The sequence below is a fragment of the Shewanella sp. Choline-02u-19 genome (assembly GCF_002836205.1).
In the GTDB taxonomy this organism is placed as follows: Bacteria; Pseudomonadota; Gammaproteobacteria; order Enterobacterales; family Shewanellaceae; genus Shewanella.
In genome coordinates, this window is the sequence record NZ_PJBE01000013.1 from 3,223,527 (window position 1) to 3,244,742 (window position 21,216).

The following is a 21,216-nucleotide window of genomic DNA, read 5'->3' on the forward strand; positions in this document are numbered from 1 at the left end:
AGTATGCAATATCTTAACTGGAGACATAATGAAAATTATTACGTGTTACAAATTAGTTCCTGAAGAGCAAGATATCTCGGTGAAAGCTGACGGTGTTCTGGACACCAGCAAAGCTGCACCAAAGATCAACCAGTTTGATCTCAATGCGGTAGAAGCTGCGGTCGAAATCAAAGCCCTTGTTGGAGAATGCAAGATCACCGCCTTAAGCATAGGCGGCAAGGCTTTAGATAACCCTAAAGCGCGTAAAGACATCCTCTCTCGCGGACCCGATGAGCTAACGGTTGTCGTTGACGAAAGATTCGAACAGGCTCTGCCTCATCAGACTGCCCGTGTATTAGCGTCTGCCGCAAAGAAAAATGGCTTTGATCTGATTATTTGTGGTGATGGCTCAGGTGACTTATACGCGCAACAAGTGGGTCTACAACTGGGTGAGTTACTGGACGTTGCCACCATCAATGCCGTCAGTAAAATAGTGTCAGTCCAAGACGGTAAGCTTACCGTTGAAAGAGCCTTAGACGATGAAGTCGAAGTGCTTGAGATCACCTTACCTGCCGTTATTTCTGTTTCAGCCGATATTAACGATCCATCAATCCCATCGATGAAGACTATTTTAGCCGCATCCAAAAAGCCGGTAACTAAGTTAAATATCGAAGATCTCGAGCTTGCTGAAATACCTGTTCTGGTTGAATCCGTTTCAGTACTGGCACCAAAACAAACTGATCGTAAGAAGATCATTATTGACGGCGATGATGAAAAACAAGTCGCAGAATTTGCAGAATACCTGCGCAAAGCACTTAACTAAGGGAAAAAATGATGAGCAAACTGTCTAATGTATGGGTATTTAGTGATATCGCTTCCCGTTTACCTGAAGTTATCGCCGGCGGCGTTCAGCTAGGCGAAAAAGTGTCTGCTTTCGTGATTGGCTCTGAAGATGAAATCGCCACAGCATACTCATTGGGTGCAACCCATGTGTATTACCTGGGTGAAAAAGACGCCAACAAGATCATTGAAGATTATGCCGAAACGATGGCCCATGCGATCGCTAATGGCGATACGCACACCTTAATGCTGTTAGGTGCGACTAAACGCGGTAAAGCACTGGCTGCAAAATTAGGTGTCCAGCTTAAGGCTGGTGTGGTCAACGACGCTTCAGAAGTCACAGTCGGTGAAGGTGTCACGGCCAAGCATATGGTCTACGGCGGCCTAGCGATAGGTGAAGAGAAAATCGTATCACCCATCGCACTTGTGACTATCGGAAATGGCGTATTCGAAGCCGCCGAAGCTGACACTTCAAAAACGGGTGAAGCAGTTTCGGTTTCATTCATCGAACCTAAATCTGCTATCAAGTGCATCGAGCGCCGTGCTAAGCAAGGCGAAAGCGTGGACTTAGGTAAGGCAAAACGCGTTATTGCTATCGGTAGCGGTATTGGCAAACAAGAGAATCTGCAAATGGTTGCCGAACTCGGTGCTGCAATTGGTGCAGAACTGGGTTGTTCTCGCCCGATTGCCGAAACAGAAAAATGGATGGAACGTGAGCGTTACATCGGTGTTTCTGGGGTCATGCTAAAACCAGAACTTTATCTGGCTCTGGGTATTTCTGGACAGATACAGCATATGGTTGGCGCATTGGGTTCACAGACAATTCTTGCGGTAAACAAAGATAAAAACGCCCCCATTTTCCAGTATGCAGACTACGGAATTGTTGGCGACTTAAATAAGGTCGTACCAGCACTCATCAGCGCCTTTAAAAGCTAATTGACCAGCGGGTCGTATTTATCTCCCCATTTAACACTGGGCACAGAAAGTCCGGTGTTAAAAACCAAATTATGTGAAGAGTAAATTTGTATGTCAGAAGATGTATTTGACGCGATTATCGTAGGTGCCGGGCTTGCTGGATGCGTTGCCGCTTATGTATTAGCAAAAGAGGGAGCTGATGTTCTCGTTATTGAACGCGGCAACTTTGCCGGAAGCAAAAACATGACAGGTGGCCGACTCTATGCGCATAGCCTAGAGAAAATTATTCCCGGTTTTGCTAAAGAAGCACCAGTAGAAAGAAAAGTCACTAAAGAAAAAGTCACCTTCTTGACCGATGATACCGGTGTCACCCTTGACTACCATAATGGCCGAGCACAAACACCAGTTCAAGAATCCTATACAGTTTTAAGAGGTGATTTTGACCAATGGTTGATGGGAAAAGCCGAAGAGGTGGGTGCCCAATTTATTAGCGGTATTCGTGTCGATGAGCTCATCACTAAAGATGGCAAAGTCATAGGCGTTAAAGCCGATGGTGATGAGTTGCTAGCCAAGTCAGTCATTCTAGCTGAAGGCGTTAATCCTGTGCTGGCTGAGAAATTAGGCATGGTAAAACCTAAGGTCAACGCTGACGTGATGGCCGTAGGGGTAAAAGAGCTGATTGAACTACCGAAAGAGGTTATTCAAGATAGATTTAACCTCTCTGACGATGAGGGTGCGGCATGGTTATTCGCCGGTTCGCCATCAAATGGTTTGATGGGTGGTGGCTTTATCTACACTAACAAAACCACTGTATCACTGGGTATCGTTTGCGGACTACACGACATTGGCAGTTCAGATAAAACGGTTCCGCAAATGTTGGAAGATTTCAAAAACCACTCAATGATTAAGCCATTGATTGAAGGCGGTAAGTTACTTGAGTATTCGGGTCATGTCGTACCGGAAGCTGGTTTTAATATGGTACCGAAACTGGTCGATGATGGCGTATTGATAACCGGAGATGCGGCGGGTTTTTGCTTAAACATTGGCTATACCGTTCGCGGTATGGATCTTGCCATCGCTTCTGGCGAAGCAGCAGCAAAAGCCGTTTTAGCGGCTCGTGCAACAGGTGATTTCAGCGCACAAGGCTTATCTACATATCAGACACTGCTAGAAGACAGCTTCCTGATGAAAGATCTGAAACTCTATAAGAACCTTCCCGCATTCATGGAAACACCACGGATCTTCAATCAGTATCCAAAGATGGTTGCCGACATTATGCAAAGCATGTTCACCGTAGATGGCAGCGAATCGCAACCACTACGCAAGACCCTCATGAAACATTGTAAAGAGGTGGGTTATATGAACCTGATCAAAGATGGCATTAAAGGAGTCACTTCAATATGACCGAGTCAGTCAATGTAGACGTTAAACTGGGCGTCAATAAATTTCACGTAGATGAAGGTCATCCACATATTATCCTCAAAGATAATCCCAATATGAACGAGTATCGCAAGTTGGTAAACGCTTGCCCGGCTGGTTTATATAAACTCGAAGATGACGGGTCTATCCGTTTTGATTCTGCGGGTTGTCTGGAATGCGGTACCTGTAAGTTTCTTTGTGGCGATACTATTCTGGAAAAATGGGAATACCCTAGAGGTACATTTGGAATAGAATACCGCTATGGGTAACCATAATATTAACAGAGGGTGTTTTTAAAACATCCTCTGTTTTAAAAATCACAGTGGTATATGTAATTATCACTTAGGTAGTTAGTGGTTAGTTTAAAATCACAAACACATTCAAACGTAAAACTGAAAACATATAAAAATAAATATAGCACGACAAATTTAAAAATCAGAACATATCAGCAGATGTATTAATGTAAAAATTCTAAATAAATAAAACATATAGCAAAACCATTAGTTACATCACTGTTATTTAAATGTTTACGTTGTAAAATTTTAGAATAGGGTTATCTGATTCGAAGAAGTATATGCAAAGAAAAAACTCTCAGCTAATTGGTTAAGGGTATCTTTATATTTTTTTGCAACTATAACAGTCGTGAACATTCTTATTAGAACAAATGAAATTGGTGGTTAGTAGTATGAAATCAAAGAAAAACTTCGATGATATGGAGTTTACTCCACTTCATAGAAAAATAATGCTTTGGGGAAGCGGCGGTCCATTTTTAGATGGCTATGTATTAGTTATTATTGGACTGGCACTTCAACAACTTACACCAGAATTAGGACTAGATGCACAATGGATAGGTTTAGTTGGTGCAGCGACGCTGGTCGGCCTATTTATCGGGACCGCGCTATTTGGCTATGTGGCAGATTTAGTCGGTCGTAAGAAAATGTTTATGATAGACATTATTGCTATTGCGGTACTTTCATTTGCAACCATGTTTATCTCATCCCCCATCGAATTAGTCATTTTACGATTCCTAATTGGTATCGTCATTGGAGCCGATTATCCCATCGCAACCTCTATGGTTGCCGAGTTCTCCCCGACAAAGAAACGCGCATTCACCATGGGTTTCATCGCTGCTATGTGGTACGTCGGTGCAACTGCCGCCAACATGGTCGGCTATCTTTTATACGATGTGCAAGACGGCTGGAGATGGATGTTCGGTAGTGCGATTATCCCCTGTCTCGTTATTCTACTCGGGCGTTTTCATCTACCTGAATCACCAAGATGGTTACTTAAGAAAGGCCGTGTGGAAGAGTGCCGTGAAATAATGCATAAGTTTTTTGGTAAGGATATTGATATTAATTTTGAAGAGGCAGAAGAGACCAAATATAGTAAACTTTTTGAGCCTGTCTATTTAAAAAGAATTATATTCATCGGTACGATATGGAGCTGTCAGGTTATTCCTATGTTCGCCATATATACATTTGGGCCTCAAATAATTGGACTGCTAGGATTTACGGAGGGTCAAGACGCGGCCCTGGGTAATATCGTTATCAGTATATTCTTTATGGCCGGGTGTATTCCTGCGATGTACTGGCTGAACTCTATCGGTCGCAGACCACTTTTGATCGGCAGCTTTGGCATTATGACGGCCTCCTTAGCGCTGCTTGGTATCGTACCAAATCCAAGCATCTGGCTGATAGTAGCCGCTTTTGCTGTTTACGCTTTCTTCTCCGGTGGTCCAGGGATCTTGCAGTGGCTGTATCCAAATGAACTGTTTCCTACTGAGATACGGGCGTCTGCCGTTGGCGCAGTGATGTCCTTTAGTCGAATAGGTACCATCGTCTCGACTTATGCTCTGCCCGTTTATATGGCCACCTATGGCATATCATCAACATTGCTTGTCGGTGCTGGTATATCACTTCTCGGATTAATTGTTTCAGTGTTCATGGCACCAGAAACAAAAGGATTAACATTAGAAACAACCAGTTCAGTTGATTTCACCGCTTCAGTTAAAGTCAGTAGATAAAATATTATCTGCAATATTAAAAGAGTCTCGTACATCTGAAAAAGATGCACAGATAAGGTACGGGACTCAATAAAATATAGAATTAAAATATATTCTTTATTTTTAAGTTTACAGCTTTGAATATTAGCAGCCGGATATTGATATATGAAGGCAAAACCAATTAATAAAAGGAGAATGTCCGCGCAATCCGAAAAGGATGTCGAACCTGTACGGAGCTTATGAATTAAATATAACCTGTGATTAGACCGGGGGGGATTACTTGCCTGTATTTAATTACCCACATTGATTTATATAAGTAAAAAACAATTTTTCATATAAGTGCAAACTAAGCACTAAAAAATTTTAATACAATCGGAATATAATGATGATGAAAACTAAAAGAGCGTTTTGTATCTCTCTTATTGCAAGCGCTATTGCATTAAGTAGCTTTAACACCGTTGCTGCGGATGAAGAAGACGGTATTAATATTCACGGTGGCGTGCGTATTAACTACTCATATAAAGACTACAGTGAGAGTTCAAAAGATAAAGGGGGTGATATGACCTTTAACATGGCATCTCTACGATTCGACGGTAAACTTGGTGACTGGGGTTTAAGGTCGGATTATCGTTTTACTGCCGATACTAACTATATTAAATATGGCTATGCATTCTACAATTTAAATCCTGAATGGGAACTTCAATTCGGTATTAACCAAGTTCCATTCGGTAACTTAGGTTATATCTCTAACAGCTACTGGTTCGGCCTTCCTTATTATCTTGGTTTTGAAGACGACTATGATATTGGTGCAAAAGCCACCTTTGAGAAAAATGGTTGGCACACTGATATGGCCTTCTACAAGAGCGCCGAATATGCAGCAAGCGAAAACAAACAGTACGCAGCTGACCTGTATACCGGCACTATCAACGGTACCGAATATAACAACGAAGAGACCAATCAGCTTAACCTTCGCCAAACCTACACCATGGAGCACGAAGGCGGATCAACTACTTTTGGTGGCTCAGTTGAGGTTGGTCAGATCTATAACTCTAAAACGGGTAACAATGGCGACAGATACGCTATTGCGGCTAGTCTTGACAGCAAGTTCCATGGTTGGAACCTACAACTTCAAGCTATGCAGTATGAATATGATGCCGCTGATAGCGCAGATGACAACAAAATAGCCATCGCAGTGGTCAGCTGGCAGTATGAAATTGCTTCTAAGGCACAGGTATACAGTGTCAACTTAGCAAAAACAATTCCAACCGATTGGGGTAGCGTAAAGTTCTACAATGACTTCGGTCTGATGACGCCAGATGTTGCCGATGTCACCTACGATGACAGCATGCAGAACGTACTAGGTGCGGCCATTGCCGCTGGTCCTACTTACACCCAGATTGACTTCATCATGGGTAAGAACATGACTTTCTCAACGGCAAACAACGACCATATCGGCCTGCCTGAAGTGGGTGATGATTGGGATAAGCGCTTCAACATCAGCATGGCTTATTACTTCTAAACAAGCACGGAGGAGGTAAGCAATTAGCTACACCCAGATTAATTGCTCCTCTTCCAATTTAAGGGTTAACACGGTCTCATCTCGACGTATTACATGGACATCTTATGACCCAGCCTTCGCCCTGCCGAAGGTTTTTTTACACCAAAGGAATGAAGTGATCAAATCATGATGAACCTTAAAAACATATCGGTTAATAAAAAAATCGGCTTAGCCTTTAGCTGCGTCGCCGTGGCTGTAATCGCCCTCTGCATGTTATTTATATCGGGACTGAACAACACACGCGATAATATTTTATCTCTGACTGATGAAGTGTTACCCAACGTAATAGCAGTCGAAAAAATCAAATATGTCACCATCTTCATTCGTCGGGATCAGTTCTCCTTTCTTCCCAGTATTGGCGATCCCGGAATGAAGGGTTGGATGCAAACGACCGACAATATGATTAATGATGTCACCGACATGATTGACGCCTATGAAAAGCACATACAGACAGAGGATGAACGCCAAGCTCTAACATTAGCGAGACGCCACTGGCAAGATTACCTCAGTGCCCAGAGTGGTTTCAACGACATCGTTCTGCAAAATGATCTGTCAGGCGCAAATAAATACCTCCTCAGCTCTTACAAACAGTTTAATAAGATGCAAGACGCCTTAACCAAGCTCACAGAGATCAATTTGGCACGCACCGCAGACGACCGCACCAATACGCTAGAAGGTGTCAGCACCGCAACCATCAAGACCTATATCGGTGTTGGAGTATTATTCGCCTTGATGATTCTCATGACTATCTTCCTTGGACGACAAATTCGTAACCCATTGCGTGAAGTGATGAGCATGGCCGAAGCGATTGCTGCAGGGGATCTTGTCTATCAGATAAAACGCGACCAAATTGGCAATGATGAACTTGGACAACTTGCTGACTCCTGCATCAGTATGCAGCAGAACTTGCGAAAGTTAGTCGGTGAGATAGGTGGTGCTGTCGTTCAACTAAGTTCTTCAATCGAGGAGGTGAGCGCGATATCATTGCAATCATCCCAAGGAATGTCACAGCAGCAAAATGAAATCACAATGGTTGCCACTGCTATGCAACAGATGCAAGCAACCGTTAATGAAGTTGCGATGAATACCGAGGATGCCTCCAGCTCAGCAAATTCGGCAACAAACCATGCAGCACAAGGCAATAAAGATGTACAACAAAGTATCATTGAGATCCAACATGTGTCAGAAGTCATCGAAAATGCTGGAGAGATGGTAGCCCTGCTAGAAAAAGACTCCGTGAGTATCTCTATGGTGGTTGATGTCATTGGCGGCATTGCAGAGCAAACTAATTTACTGGCTTTAAATGCAGCCATTGAAGCGGCCCGCGCAGGCGAGCAAGGACGTGGCTTTGCCGTCGTCGCCGATGAAGTTCGCACATTAGCAGGAAGAACCCAAGACTCCACCCGTCAAATAGTTGAGATAATCGAGAAGCTACAAATTCGCGCCGTCGAAGCTGGGGTTGCAACAAAGCAAAGCTGTGAGATGATCCGTGGTTGCGTATCGCAAACCCACTCAACAGGAGAGAAGATCTCAGAGATAGAACAGGCTGTCACACAAATTGCAGCAATGAATATTCAAATTGCCAGTGCTTGCAGCGAGCAAAACTCGGTGACAGAAAATCTCAGCTGCAGTATAGAAAGCATCAACTCTTCCTCATCGGAGGCAGCAACCGGAGCAGAGCAGACGGCTCAAGCCTGTTTAGAGTTGAGCCAGTTATCTTTAGGCCTCAAGAGTTTACTCGATCAGTTTAAGACAACTTAATATTAATTAGCCCACTCCAACAATCTTGCTTCTATAAAGTATTTAAGCTTTGGAAGTACTTAGGAGTTCAGTGTCAAATTGCACATTTTAAATGTGCTGGATATGCAAAGAAGACCTCTATTTTCATTGAGGTCTTCTTGCGACTGATTTCAGTTGAATTTTAAAGGGTATTTATAAAAATCAACTTTTAAAGCTCCATCCTGAATATTATCTATCCTAATACACTGGATCTACCTATAAGTTTTCTTCAGCAAACTCCGCCAATCGAGAACGTACAACACCATTTAAATAAATGTTAGCGCTACCATCAAAATCCTTAAAACGCTCCATTATATAAGCGTGAGATTAGAGCTCACGGCCTCAATAGAAATGAGGCCTGAGTTTACGATTATCTAAGTAAAAACGGCTTACTGAGCTTATAGGTTTTCTTCTGCAAACTCCTCTAGACGTGAGCGAACTACGCCATTTAAGTAAACATTCGCGCTACCATCAAAATCTTTAAAACGTTCCATTATATAAGCGTGAGATTAGAGGTAACGGCCTCAATAAAAATGAGGCCTTTGAGTGGTAAAAACAGCTTGTTGAGCTTATAAATTTTCTTCAGCAAACTCCGCCAATCGAGAACGTACAACACCGTTTAAGTAAATGTTAGCGCTACCATCAAAATCCTTAAAACGCTCCATTATATAAGCGTGAGATTAGAGCTCACGGCCTCAATAGAAATGAGGCCTGAGTTTACGATTATCTAAGTAAAAACGGCTTACTGAGCTTATAGGTTTTCTTCTGCAAACTCCTCTAGACGTGAGCGAACTACGCCATTTAAGTAAACATTCGCGCTACCATCAAAATCTTTAAAACGTTCCATTATATAAGCGTGAGATTAGAGGTAACGGCCTCAATAAAAATGAGGCCTTTGAGTGGTAAAAACAGCTTGTTGAGCTTATAAGTTTTCTTCAGCAAACTCCGCCAATCGAGAACGTACAACACCGTTTAAATAAATGTTAGCACTACCATCAAAATCCTTAAAACGCTCGACAATATAGGTTAGACCAGAGGTAACCGCAGTTAAATAATTTGAATCTATCTGCGCCAAATTACCGCTACAAATCATTTTTGTCCCCTCTCCCATCCGCGTGATCATGGTTTTGATCTGCGACGCGGTTAAGTTTTGACACTCATCCAGCAGCACCACAGAGTTTTGAATAGAACGACCACGCATAAAGTTAATCGATTTAAACTGAATATTGGCCTTGTCCATGATGTAGTTCATGCTGCCACTGGGGTTAACATCATTTTTATGCAACACCTCTAAGGTGTCGGTAATGGCGGCTAACCAAGGCGTCATTTTCTCCTCTTCCGTGCCAGGTAAAAACCCTATCGACTCGGCAATTTCAGGCGTGTTTCGAGTGACGATAATTTTGTCATACTTACCCCGTTCCACCACCATCTCCAGCGCAGCGGCCATCGCCAGTAGAGTTTTACCACAGCCAGCTGGGCCGGTTAAGATCACCAGATCAATGTCTGGATCCAGTAATGCCTGTAACGCCATGCCTTGATAAATATTTTTCGGCCTAATCCCCCATGCATTGAGGTTCATCAATCGTTCTTGTCCGAGATCTAAAAACTTCAACTCGGTTGCGGTTTTCTCGATAATGCGGCCACAGAACTCTTTACCTTCATCCAACAGGTATTGATTGGTGTAGAAAATGTCATCACCGAGTTTATCGATAGGCACCTTATGCACCGTATGGCGACCGTTACTTTCGGTGGTGACATCATCGGTATGTTGCCAAAAGTCGCCGTCAAACTTGTGAAAGCCTTTAGTTAAAAAGCGGATGTCGTCAATTAACTGGTCAGTGCGATAGTCTTCAACCAATTGAATGCCTGCGCCTTTCGCTTTTAAGCGCATATTGATGTCTTTGGTGACGAGGACCACACTGCGAGGTTTGTGCTGTTCTTGTAGGTATAGAGCGGTATTAATAATGCGGTTATCGTTACTATCACCCGGCATGCTGCCCATCGTAAATTCAATTTGATGGTCAGGGAAAATCGATAAAGTGCCATTAGCATCACTATGATCTTCTCGCCTAGGTAGTGGCACCCCTTTAACGATCTCTTCTGGCGTAGTCTTACCGCCCAAAATGTCTTCTAATGCTCGAATCGCGACTCTTGCATCGCGGCTAACGTCTCTCTTTCTGTCCTTAATCAGATCCAGTTCTTCTAAAACTGTCATTGGTACGACTACGTCATGTTCCTTAAATGAGTAAATAGCCAAAGGTTCATGCAGTAATACGTTGGTATCCAGTACAAACAACTTTCTGTCGTCTTGTTCCATGGCGCCTCCAATTGTGCATTAGTTTTGATTACGAGATAAATTAAGCTCCTTTATGGTCGATATTGGTTATATTTCGTTCACTTCATACTGCCACCAATATAGCCAAGCTTCAATGCCCTCGTACGGTTTTTAATCGTAAGCTAAGGTTTCATGATTATCGCTACAATGTGACAACTTGATGACACAGAAAAATACTCTTATTCAACTGAATGATTTATAATCTATCGTCAACAGAATTAAGCTAATATTAGTAGGTTCAATTTCAAAATGTGTGGGATTGTTATAACATACGCGCCCCCTTGTGATTCACCCAGTATATGAGAATTTTAAATGCCGTTTTCCCTAGGTCAACGCTGGATCAGCGATACCGAATCTGAATTAGGTTTGGGTACAGTCGTCGGTATGGAAGGCCGTATGGTCACTGTACTTTTTTCTGCGACTGGCGAGAATAGATTGTTTTCTCGTTCAGAAGCCCCGCTAACACGCGTTATCTTCAATCCAGGCGATAAAGTTGAGAGCCATGACGAATGGAGCTTAACCGTCACTGAAGTTGAAGAAAAAGATAACCTTATTACCTACCACGGCACTCATAACGAAACCGGCGAGCAAGTTAGCCTGCGTGAAACGTTACTTAATCACAATATTCGTTTTAATAAACCGCAAGACCGTCTATTTGCAGGTCAAATTGACCGCATGGACCGTTTCGGTGTGCGCTATCAGTGTCAGTTACTCAGAAATAAATTGGCGACATCCGATCTCCTTGGATTACAAGGGCCAAGAGTTGGATTGATCCCACATCAGCAGTGGATTGCTCATGAAGTAGGTCGACGTTTTGCGCCGCGCGTATTACTGGCCGATGAAGTGGGTCTGGGTAAAACCATTGAAGCGGGCTTGATCATTCATCAACAACTGCTGACTGGCCGCGCTGAACGTATTTTGGTTATTGTGCCAGATACATTACGCCACCAATGGCTTGTAGAGATGCTGCGCCGCTTTAACTTGCGTTTCTCTGTTTTCGACGAAGACCGCTGCGTTGAGGCTTATGCTGATAACGACAACCCTTTCTACACTGAACAATTGGTGATTTGCTCACTCGAGCTATTACGGAAGAAAAAACGTTTAGAACAAGCATTGGATGCCGACTGGGATTTAATGGTTGTAGATGAAGCTCACCATTTAGAGTGGTCTGAAGATGCACCAAGCCGTGCTTATAAGGTGGTTGAAGCCTTAAGTGAAGTGGTTCCGGGCGTCTTACTGCTGACTGCCACCCCAGATCAATTAGGTCATCAGAGTCACTTTGCCCGCCTGCGTTTACTCGATCCGGATCGTTTTTATGACTACCCCTCTTTCTTAAAAGAGGAAGAGAGTTATAAAGATGTTGCCACCGCTGCAGAGGGATTAGCCAGTCGCGATGCTCTTTCAAGTGATGCCATTGCCAGCCTAACAGAGTTGTTATCTGAAAAAGATATCAGTGACAGCATTAGCCTTATTCAAGACGAGAGCGCGAGCGACGATAAGCGTCATCAAGCCCGTGAAGAACTGCTGCAAGATCTGCTTGACCGTCATGGTACTGGCCGCGTGTTATACCGTAACAGCCGTGCTTCGGTAAAAGGTTTCCCAACACGTAACTTACATATTCATCCGCAGACGATGCCAGAACAATACGTTACCGCTTCTCGCGTTAGCGAAATGATGAACAAACATTTAGACACTAACGCCAAAGTGAGACAAGTACTCAGCCCTGAAAAAATCTACCACGATTTTGACAGTGCCAGTGCCAGTTGGTGGAAGTTTGATCCCCGTGTTGATTGGTTAATTGATTTCCTTAAGACTAATCGCAGCAAAAAAGTGCTCATTATCGCCAGCCAAGCTGAAACGGCCTTGAGTTTGGAGGAAGCATTGCGTACCCGCGAAGGTATTCAAGCTACCGTATTCCACGAAGGCATGTCGATTATCGAACGCGATAAAGCCGGCGCATACTTCGCCCAGGAAACTGGTGGAGCACAGGCATTGATCTGTAGTGAGATTGGTTCAGAAGGTCGTAACTTCCAGTTTGCCAGCAACTTAGTCTTATTTGATTTACCGCTTAACCCGGACTTGCTTGAGCAACGCATTGGCCGTCTCGATCGTATCGGGCAAAAGAATGACGTTGAGATCCATCTGCCTTATTTGGCCGGTACCGCTCAAGAACGTTTAATGCAGTGGTATCACCAAGGGCTAAACGCCTTTGAGTGTACTTGTCCAAGTGGACACATTCTATTTGGTGAATTTGCAGCCGAATTGCTAGAGACCTTAGTCAATAGCGATGAATCTATTCTTGAGACTTTGCTCGAAAACACCAAGGTGCGTTATCAAGAGCTTAAAGTGGCCATGGAACAAGGCCGCGATAAACTGCTTGAGATTAACTCTCATGGCGGCGAACGAGCAAACAAACTGGTAGAAAGCTTGGCGGCAAGAGACGGAGATACTCACTTAATCGGTTCGGTTATTCGTCTATGGGACATCATTGGTGTTGAGCAAGAAGACAGTGGTGAAAACGCCATTGTGCTGCGCCCAAGTGAACATATGATGTTCCCGACCTATCCAGGTTTGCCAGAAGATGGTATTACGGTTACCTTCGATCGTGATATCGCACTATCTCGAGATGATATCGCCTTAATCACTCAGGAACACCCGATAGTGCAGACCGGGCTAGATCTAATCACCTCGTCAGAAACCGGTACCACGAGTGTGGCAGTGCTAAAGAACAAAGCATTACCCGCTGGCACTATTTTCTTAGAGCTTATCTATATGGCTGATGCTTCTGCACCAAAATCGAGCCAGCTTTATCGTTATTTGCCGCCGACACCTATTCGTATCTTACTCGATAAGAATGGTAATAACTTGTCAGAGAATGTGACTTACGAAAGCTTCGATAGACAATTAAGCGCTGTTAATCGTCATCTTGCCAGTAAGTTAGTCACCGCATCGCAAGCGATTTTACATCCGTTATTTGCTAAAGCTGAGACCTTTGCTGCAGCCGAGCTGAAATTGCTAACGGAAAGCGCTCGTGAAAAAATGACTCAACAACTGTCAGGTGAACTTGAGCGACTAAAAGCACTTAAAGCGGTTAACCCAAATATCCGTGAGGAAGAGTTAACCCATCTCAGTGGACAAATGAGTGAACTAAATCGCTACTTGGATGGTAGCCAGCTTCAGCTTGATGCAGTTCGCTTGGTGTTAGTTAGCCACGCTTAACCTAATCATTAGCTTCAGCTGACCAAAGCCCTGCTTATTAAAGTAGGGCTTTTTCATTTCTAGCGCTATATTTTCTGCGAGATAGGATTATAGCGGGCAAGGTTTATACTGCGGTTATTATTTACGATATACTGGCTGACACCGTTAGCCTATTCCCCTACTATTGTGCCCTAAGGTTGTTTCTCGCGTATGTACCATCGTCATTTAAGCGTTGCCTCTTGCGGACTTGCGCTCGCCTTTGCCCTACTAATATCAATGGTCTCTTTTACCACTTTAGCCTCGACATCAAAATTCAGTTACCTGCCAGAAAATGAAATCAACTATGTCCAAGTTGATGATCAAGATTACCCTGTTCTATTGAGGCCTTGGCAAGGAAAGAAAAAATTAGGACTAGCGATTATTGTTCCAGGACTAGGCCTCAGCCCTGACGAAGGCGGCTTCACCGCCTACTTACGCCGTAAACTAAACAAAGCGGGTTGGGCCACATTAACCATTACACCACCGCAAAGACCAGGCATGCCCAATTACACCACACAAGCTGTGCATGTCGCCAACGCAGGGGAAAAGCAACTTAGCCAACAAAGCACCCAAGCCATGCCGGTTTTTAGTGAAGAACAACAAACACTTAATATTCAACGACAGCAGAGTTTTTTCATTAGCTCTATGTCGCAGCTCGATAACCTAGGTAAGCAATTTCAGGGCAAACGCTTGTTGATCAGCAGTGACGACAGCGCCGGTATCATCATCGAATTGCTCAAAGACAATAAGCTCCCCATGCCCGATATGCTCGCTATCATCAATCCCTATAATGACAATCCCAGCCAAAACCAAGCACTAGCAGCTCAATTGGCAGAGCTGACCATTCCAGTTCTCGATATTCAGTCTAGAGATGGCACCTCCGCCTCACTTGCTACCCAGCAAAGTCGATTTGATCTTTCGCCTCAAAATGCGCCTTTTAGATATCATCAATATAAGATCTTACTTGATCTACAGCATAAAGAAGGTTGGAGCGGGGGCAGTAAAATTATCGAAGGGTTCGCATTGCGGATTAATAAAGCCTATCCGAATAGATAGGCTCTGCATAATTGTCTTAGTCTTTACTTAGTTTTAGCGACCAGGCAATTAATACCACGGTCACACCCATATACAACAGATCTAAGCTAGTCGTCGGTTTCATTTCACTAAAGAATGAAAAGACCTTGATGATAAGCATCATCAGTATCACTTTGCCTAACTTGCTCTTAAGGGAATCGATACTGCTAATGATTAGGATTTTTCCGCCAGCTTCGCTTTTACTCGCTTCACCCAAGTTACTGATAAATAGTTCATATAAACCAAAAGCAAAAATCAACAACACTGAACCCAGTAAAAAAGTATCTAAAATCTCTACCACGACCATCACTAAGTCGTTACGGATAGCATGACTGCCACTAAACACGTAGCCCCAGATAAGTTGCAGCATATGAACCACATCTTTAAGCCCCATCGCGAACACCACAAATGCCGCAATGATGCAGGACAACACACCAACCATCACCGAGAGTCGGCTACTCCATAAAAACCGTTCAAAAAGTTCGCGCACAATCATTTATTCCCATAAATTAAGCTAAGAATCAAAAGTGTAAAATATGCCTCCGCTTGCGATACAAACTTCACAGCAATTTGTGAAGCGGATCACAAATTGAGTGATTAATAAAAACTACCAACCAGATTGTCTATTTTTGTACTCTTTCTGAGGACTTTTTGATTGCCGAATTGCCGCAATAATTCGATTCTTTCCAGCAAGCAATCTTACTTGATAACACGACTCTCTTCGCAGTAATTGCCGAATGGGCGCGCTCCAACTTTTTTGAATACTTTGCTTAATCGCCGCGTTGGCATCGGGAGATGTTTGTATCAACCGCTGGGCTAATACTATCGCTGCAGCCATAGGATCGGCTTCAACCGCAGTCAGTAAGTTGAAAGACCGTGCTTGCTCAGCCGTCAATATATCCGCCGTCATCGTTAGCATAAGCGCTTGATCTTTAGGCATTAGCTCTCTAAGCCCAACAAAACCAGCCATATCAGGCACTAACCCCCAACGAGCCTCCATTATCGACAATTTACACTCTGGCGCTGCAATTCTAAAGTCTGCCCCTAGGGCGATTTGCATACCACCACCGTAGCAAACGCCTTCAAGCACGGCGATAACAGGCACTGGCAGTCGGCGCCAGCCGATAGAAACACGTTGAGCCAAATTAGCATTGCCAGGTAGCAGTTTAAATAATAGCTTCACAGCATCGAATGGCGAACGATTAACACTCTTCACATCGAGCCCAGAACAAAAACTGTGTCCTTCGCCAAACAGAATGACCGCTCGCAGTGCTTTATCCTTTTTAAGGCTATTGATACAGGTATCTATTTCTTTAAAAAGCTCATAATTCAAAGCATTATACTTATCTGGGCGATTTAGAGACACGTAAGCAATACCCTCTTCTTTTCTCACACAGACTAAATTATTGCTCATTTTCAAATCCTTTTTCTTAGCACTGGTCTGTCCAGAAGATCAAGTTAACATATTTGGCATAAATCGTTAATACCTATAACATGCACTTAAATTTTGACTATCGTCAAATAAATGTCGCTTTCTGATTCTGAGTTGATGGCTAATAATCAGTCTAAATAGCGACAAGTTTAGTTAAAACGCCCGTTTTATGACATTGATAAGAAACTAATTCAATTGCAACGTAGCGACTAACGTAGCAAACTATTAGAAATCTGAGTGAATAGGTAAAACTTTAATAAAAATGTTTATATTCATAAAGATATAAGTTATCGAATTGATAATTGAGCTTTAAAAATAATAACAAATAGCTGATTTTGCACGAAACTAGGACGTAAGAATAATAATGTCATTCCCTGTACTGATATGTGACGACTCTGCGCTCGCAAGAAAGCAGATGGCGCGAACCCTGCCAAAAGAGTGGGACGTAGAACTCACCTATGCTGCTAATGGTGCCGAAGGGATTGATGCGATACGCGAAGGTAAAGGCGCGATTGTTTTTCTAGATTTGAACATGCCCGTTATGGATGGCTATGAAGTGCTTGAAGCAATTCAAAGAGAAGATCTTCCTGCGCTCGTCATTGTTGTTTCTGGTGACATCCAAATAAAAGCGCATGAACGAGTCAAAGTACTCGGCGCGCTCGATTTTATTCAAAAACCCGTTAGCGTTGACGCTATTAGCCATATTCTGCAGGAATACGGCATCTTAGAGCTCGCCGTTGGCGCAAACCAAACACAAAACCCCATGGTTGAGGTCGACTTACGTGATGCTTGTCAGGAGGTCGCTAACGTCGCTATGGGTCGTGCAGCGGATCTACTTTCAAAGCTACTCAACGTATTTGTATTACTGCCTATCCCCAACGTCAATGTACTCGAGGTTAGCGAGCTGACGATGACGCTTAAAGCCACGGAAGAAAATGGTACCGTGTCGGCTCTATGCCAAGGTTTTATCGGCGCTGGCATCGCAGGCGAAGCACTGCTGCTATTCCATGACTCCTCTTTTCAAGACATGGCAAAGCTGATGAAGCTTGAAAATCCTGAAGATGAAAATACTGAGCTTGAGGTCATGATGGATACGGGCAACGTACTTATCGGTGCCTTTCTCAATGGGATCTCTGAGCAACTGCATATGAAGTTCAGCCAAAGCCATCCCGTGGTGCTTGGCCGACACTGTACAGCCAATGATCTCATTCATGAGAATGCTGACAAATGGGAACGCACGCTGGCAATGGAAATTAATTATCGTATTGAAGATCATGACATTCAATGTGATTTACTATTGTTGTTTACTGAAGACTCTTTGCCCACGCTTAATTATAAGCTCGGCTACTTGCTAGATTAAGATGGATCATAAGATGGCAAACGATCTAAGCGCAATGAATGAGCTCCACTGGCTAATTGATATGGTGCAAACCATTGAAGTGGGCTTAGTCGTACTCGATCAAGATTACAATATCCAGCTGTGGAATGGTTTTATGGAAAACCACAGTGGTGTGTCACCCAACTCGATTAAGGGCAAGAACCTATTTGAGCAGTTTGAGTACTTACCTTCTAAGTGGCTTAAGCATAAAATGGAATCAGTATTCCTCCTTAAAAATCGTGCATTTATTAGTTGGGAACAACGACCGTTTGTTTTCCAATTTAAAAATTACCGCCCCATCACTGGCCGCGCTGATTTCATGTATCAGAATGTCACGTTATTGCCGTTGTCATCACTGACAGGTGAAGTGACCCATTTAAGCATGATTGTTTATGATGTGACGGATGTTGCCGTCAACAGATTGCAGCTTAAAGCAGTCAATGAGAGCCTTGAAGTGCTAAGCCAGATAGATGGGTTAACTCAACTGTATAATCGTCGTCACTGGCAGTTATGCATGCAAAAAGAGTTCGACCGTAACAGCCGCTACGGCGATGAAACCACTTTAGTGATGCTAGACATTGATAATTTTAAAGTGATCAATGATACCTATGGCCATCAGGCTGGCGATAAAGTGATTCAGAATGTATCTCACTTAATTAATAAATCTTTGCGTGAAACCGATTGCGCTGGTCGCTATGGTGGCGAGGAGTTTGGCGTAGTATTAGCCAATACCCCTGCAGCTAATGCGCTTTATTTTGCGGAACGATTACGCAAAAAAGTTGAGCAGTCTGAAACAATGTATGCTGACAATATTATTAAAGTCACTATTAGTATCGGCATTTGTGACATTCAGCCACAGATCCTTAGCAGTGAATCTTGGTTGTCATTAGCAGACCAAGCTTTATATCAAGCAAAAGGGGCAGGAAAAAACTCCTGTGTTATTCACCAACACCTGCTAAGTTAATCAAGATTTAGATACAAAAATGCCCATCATTGATGGGCATTTTTGTATCAGATGTGGACTAAAATCAGTAAAGCTTAATGCAGCTTATCTTCGTCTTCGTCTTCTTCATCTTCATCTTCTTCATCACGGACTTCGCCATCTTCATCAATGAAGTAAGTGCCCCATCCGTCATAATCAACTTTTTGTTTTGCCGCTAACTGAATTAACTTCTCACAAGCGGTATCGAGTAACTCAACATCGAGCTGGTGTGAAGCGACGGCATCAAAGCAGATAATCACAGAACCGTCATCCAGCTCCATCTCTTCAGCATCGTTCACTTCAAAGCCAAGCTTAAAGGCTTCTACTGCCGCTTTTTCCAAGCGATCAAAATTGGTCGATGAGAAGTGATGCTCAATCGTGTAATCGGCATCAGGTAATGAACCGTCAGCAAGTATTGCTTCAACGATTTCACGGTTCTCTGCTTTCTGTTCGTTTAACAGGCGTTCAATAGACATCAGTTACTCCTCAAAAATTTCGCGAAGATTATACCGCTTTAGTCATTAATGCAGAAGCTTCTTGGTTCAACTGTGACAATTTTTCGGACATCAAGATATGGATCCGCTTAGACAGCTCTTTAACTTGTGTTTTATCAAAACTCTTGGTTTCGATAGGCTCCATCATCTCAATAATAACAATGCCATTATTCCAACGATTCAGTTTGATATGACTTTGATTAGACGCCAGTACAGGCACCATAGGCACGCCCGCCGCAATCGCCGTATAAAAAGCACCAGCTTTAAAAGGCAGCAACCCCTTGCCACGAGAACGTGTTCCTTCAGGGAATATCCATACTGACAAGCACTTCTCTTTGATTTTTCTCGCTGTCGCTGCCATGGTATCAAACGCCTTGCTGCGATTTTTACGATCAATCAAAATATTACCTGATAGCCAGTAGATTTGACCAAACAACGGCATCCACGCGAGACTCTTTTTACCTAAACTCACCGTACCTTTAGGTACCATCGCAGTATGGGTAAACATATCGAAATTGTTTTGATGATTAGCTAGAAACACACGAGGCTCATCGCTTTCACATTTAGACTTGCGCGTAATAACTTTAATGCCCAACACGGGTGCAGCCCAAGAAAAAATCTTAGCGAACATATGCACATTATCACGGTGACGTGGTCGTAAAACGCACGCTAATCCACCAATAATAAAGGCTAAAACAAGCATGACAGATAAAATCAAACACCTAAGGATTAACAGCACTACAATCTCCCGCGATTTAATTGGCGCCAGTATAGCCAGCAAGTACTAACGACTCAATATTTAGTTTACACATGTAGCCTGAACCTAGGCTATACAACACCAGACTTAGGCTACTTTAGCGCACCCAACTTAAGCGAACTTTAATCTAGCGCATATTTAATCATCGCGGATAATAGCCTATAGAGTGTAGCGTTAAGGTCTGACCTCAACTAAACCAGCCTTTGCAGGCCAATATTTTTTCCGTAGAAGCAGTACTAATCTAAAGCAAATAGCGCTGACGGCTAACGTCGCCACGATGGCCGCACCGCTTGGCAAATCAAATGAGGCGGATAATACTAAGCCTGCAACATAACCGAACAAGCCGACCACATAAGCCCAGCCGAGCTTAAAACGCCCAGCATAATGATTAACCGCCAGCGCGGGTAATATCAGAGAGCTAAACACTAAATAGACGCCTACCAGCTCGACTGACAGGGTAATGACTACCGCAAATATCAGATAGAAACCTCGCCCAGCAAGAATTTTAGGTTTAAAAGCCAATAATAGAAGAATAGCTGCATATATACTGGCAGGCAGAAACAATTGACTCCAGCTCACCCATAGTATTTGCCCTGACATCAACTGCTTTAGCATTTCAGCCCCGTGAGGGTCATTCGATAATAGCAGCATCGCAGCCACGGCAGCTAATACATAGAAACAACCAATAATCGCCTCCAGTTCATCTGCCATCCGTTTAGATAACCAAGCGATAAAGCCCGCACCCGCAATGGCAAATAATGCGGGCATCCACACATTGGAGAAAGGTAAGGCTTCAATATCATGGTTGAGATGGCCCACGATGGCACCTAATGCAGCGACCTGTGCAATAGCAAGATCAATAAAGATGATCCCACGCTTTAGCACTTGTTGTCCTAGTACCACATGGGTAGACAAAACGAGTATCCCCGCAACAAATGCGGGGAACAAAATAGATAAAAGATCCAGATCAAACATCGGTATTTACTCTGGTTAACGTCATTTAAAAAGCAAGTGAACGCAATATATCGCGTTCAC

General features: G+C 43.3%; 17 protein-coding genes. 11 read left to right on the forward strand and 6 right to left on the reverse strand.

Going from position 1 to position 21,216, the window contains the following annotated elements; genetic code table 11:
• Positions 1 to 28 precede the first annotated feature (28 nt).
• The 7 genes from CXF83_RS20755 (at position 29) to CXF83_RS20785 (ending at position 8,474) form a co-directional block, all read left to right on the forward strand.
• Positions 29 to 802 (forward strand): electron transfer flavoprotein, encoded by a 774-nt coding sequence (locus CXF83_RS20755; protein WP_101089887.1) that lies wholly within the window; start codon positions 29 to 31, stop codon positions 800 to 802.
• Positions 803 to 813: 11 nt separating this feature from the next.
• Positions 814 to 1,755 (forward strand): FAD-binding protein, encoded by a 942-nt coding sequence (locus CXF83_RS20760; RefSeq protein ID WP_101089886.1) that lies wholly within the window; start codon positions 814 to 816, stop codon positions 1,753 to 1,755.
• Between the two features lie 90 nt (positions 1,756 to 1,845).
• Positions 1,846 to 3,138 (forward strand): FAD-dependent oxidoreductase FixC, encoded by a 1,293-nt coding sequence (fixC, locus tag CXF83_RS20765; protein WP_101089885.1) that lies wholly within the window; start codon positions 1,846 to 1,848, stop codon positions 3,136 to 3,138.
• Positions 3,135 to 3,422 (forward strand): 4Fe-4S dicluster domain-containing protein, encoded by a 288-nt coding sequence (locus CXF83_RS20770; protein WP_101089884.1) that lies wholly within the window; start codon positions 3,135 to 3,137, stop codon positions 3,420 to 3,422. The genes fixC and CXF83_RS20770 overlap by 4 nt, the downstream gene beginning before the upstream one ends.
• A gap of 416 nt (positions 3,423 to 3,838) precedes the next feature.
• Positions 3,839 to 5,176, forward strand: coding sequence for an MFS transporter (locus CXF83_RS20775; protein WP_101089883.1), 1,338 nt, complete (start codon positions 3,839 to 3,841; stop codon positions 5,174 to 5,176).
• Positions 5,177 to 5,537: 361 nt separating this feature from the next.
• On the forward strand, positions 5,538 to 6,674 hold the full coding sequence (locus CXF83_RS20780) for a hypothetical protein (protein ID WP_101089882.1): 1,137 nt from the start codon (positions 5,538 to 5,540) through the stop codon (positions 6,672 to 6,674).
• Between the two features lie 165 nt (positions 6,675 to 6,839).
• The gene (locus tag CXF83_RS20785) at positions 6,840 to 8,474 is read left to right on the forward strand and encodes a methyl-accepting chemotaxis protein (protein ID WP_101089881.1); all 1,635 of its coding nucleotides are present in this window, start codon (positions 6,840 to 6,842) and stop codon (positions 8,472 to 8,474) included.
• A 940-nt stretch (positions 8,475 to 9,414) separates the two neighbouring features.
• Here the strand turns inward: CXF83_RS20785 and CXF83_RS20790 are convergent.
• Entirely contained in the window at positions 9,415 to 10,809 is a 1,395-nt protein-coding gene (locus CXF83_RS20790; protein ID WP_101089880.1) for a PhoH family protein, read from the reverse strand.
• 330 nt (positions 10,810 to 11,139) lie between these two features.
• Between CXF83_RS20790 and rapA the strand changes: the two genes are divergently transcribed.
• Together rapA and CXF83_RS20800 are read left to right on the forward strand one after the other, a co-directional pair.
• Complete coding sequence (gene rapA / locus CXF83_RS20795; protein WP_101089879.1) at positions 11,140 to 14,046, forward strand: RNA polymerase-associated protein RapA; 2,907 nt, start codon at positions 11,140 to 11,142, stop codon at positions 14,044 to 14,046.
• 189 nt (positions 14,047 to 14,235) lie between these two features.
• On the forward strand, positions 14,236 to 15,120 hold the full coding sequence (locus CXF83_RS20800) for a DUF3530 family protein (RefSeq protein WP_101089878.1): 885 nt from the start codon (positions 14,236 to 14,238) through the stop codon (positions 15,118 to 15,120).
• 16 nt (positions 15,121 to 15,136) lie between these two features.
• Here the strand turns inward: CXF83_RS20800 and CXF83_RS20805 are convergent, their stop codons facing one another.
• Together CXF83_RS20805 and CXF83_RS20810 are read right to left on the reverse strand one after the other, a co-directional pair.
• Positions 15,137 to 15,634, reverse strand: coding sequence for a YqhA family protein (locus CXF83_RS20805; protein WP_101089877.1), 498 nt, complete (start codon positions 15,632 to 15,634; stop codon positions 15,137 to 15,139).
• A 111-nt stretch (positions 15,635 to 15,745) separates the two neighbouring features.
• The gene (locus CXF83_RS20810) at positions 15,746 to 16,552 is read right to left on the reverse strand and encodes a crotonase/enoyl-CoA hydratase family protein (protein ID WP_101089876.1); all 807 of its coding nucleotides are present in this window, start codon (positions 16,550 to 16,552) and stop codon (positions 15,746 to 15,748) included.
• A 382-nt stretch (positions 16,553 to 16,934) separates the two neighbouring features.
• Here CXF83_RS20810 and CXF83_RS20815 point away from each other — a divergent pair, with 382 nt between their 5' ends.
• A complete protein-coding gene (locus CXF83_RS20815) occupies positions 16,935 to 17,930 on the forward strand; it encodes a response regulator (RefSeq protein ID WP_101089875.1) in 996 nt (331 codons plus the stop codon).
• A 13-nt stretch (positions 17,931 to 17,943) separates the two neighbouring features.
• Positions 17,944 to 18,912: a sensor domain-containing diguanylate cyclase gene (locus CXF83_RS20820; protein ID WP_101089874.1), complete on the forward strand. Its 969-nt coding sequence runs from the start codon at positions 17,944 to 17,946 to the stop codon at positions 18,910 to 18,912.
• Between the two features lie 74 nt (positions 18,913 to 18,986).
• Here the strand turns inward: CXF83_RS20820 and rraB are convergent, their stop codons facing one another.
• The 3 genes from rraB to CXF83_RS20835 form a co-directional block, all read right to left on the reverse strand.
• Positions 18,987 to 19,406 carry a ribonuclease E inhibitor RraB gene (gene rraB, locus CXF83_RS20825; RefSeq protein ID WP_101089873.1) on the reverse strand — a complete coding sequence of 140 codons (420 nt, stop codon included), beginning with the start codon at positions 19,404 to 19,406 and terminating at the stop codon, positions 18,987 to 18,989.
• A 28-nt stretch (positions 19,407 to 19,434) separates the two neighbouring features.
• Positions 19,435 to 20,163, reverse strand: coding sequence for a 1-acylglycerol-3-phosphate O-acyltransferase (locus CXF83_RS20830; RefSeq protein WP_101089903.1), 729 nt, complete (start codon positions 20,161 to 20,163; stop codon positions 19,435 to 19,437).
• A 192-nt stretch (positions 20,164 to 20,355) separates the two neighbouring features.
• A complete protein-coding gene (locus tag CXF83_RS20835) occupies positions 20,356 to 21,156 on the reverse strand; it encodes a metal ABC transporter permease (RefSeq protein WP_101089872.1) in 801 nt (266 codons plus the stop codon).
• Positions 21,157 to 21,216 lie beyond the last annotated feature (60 nt).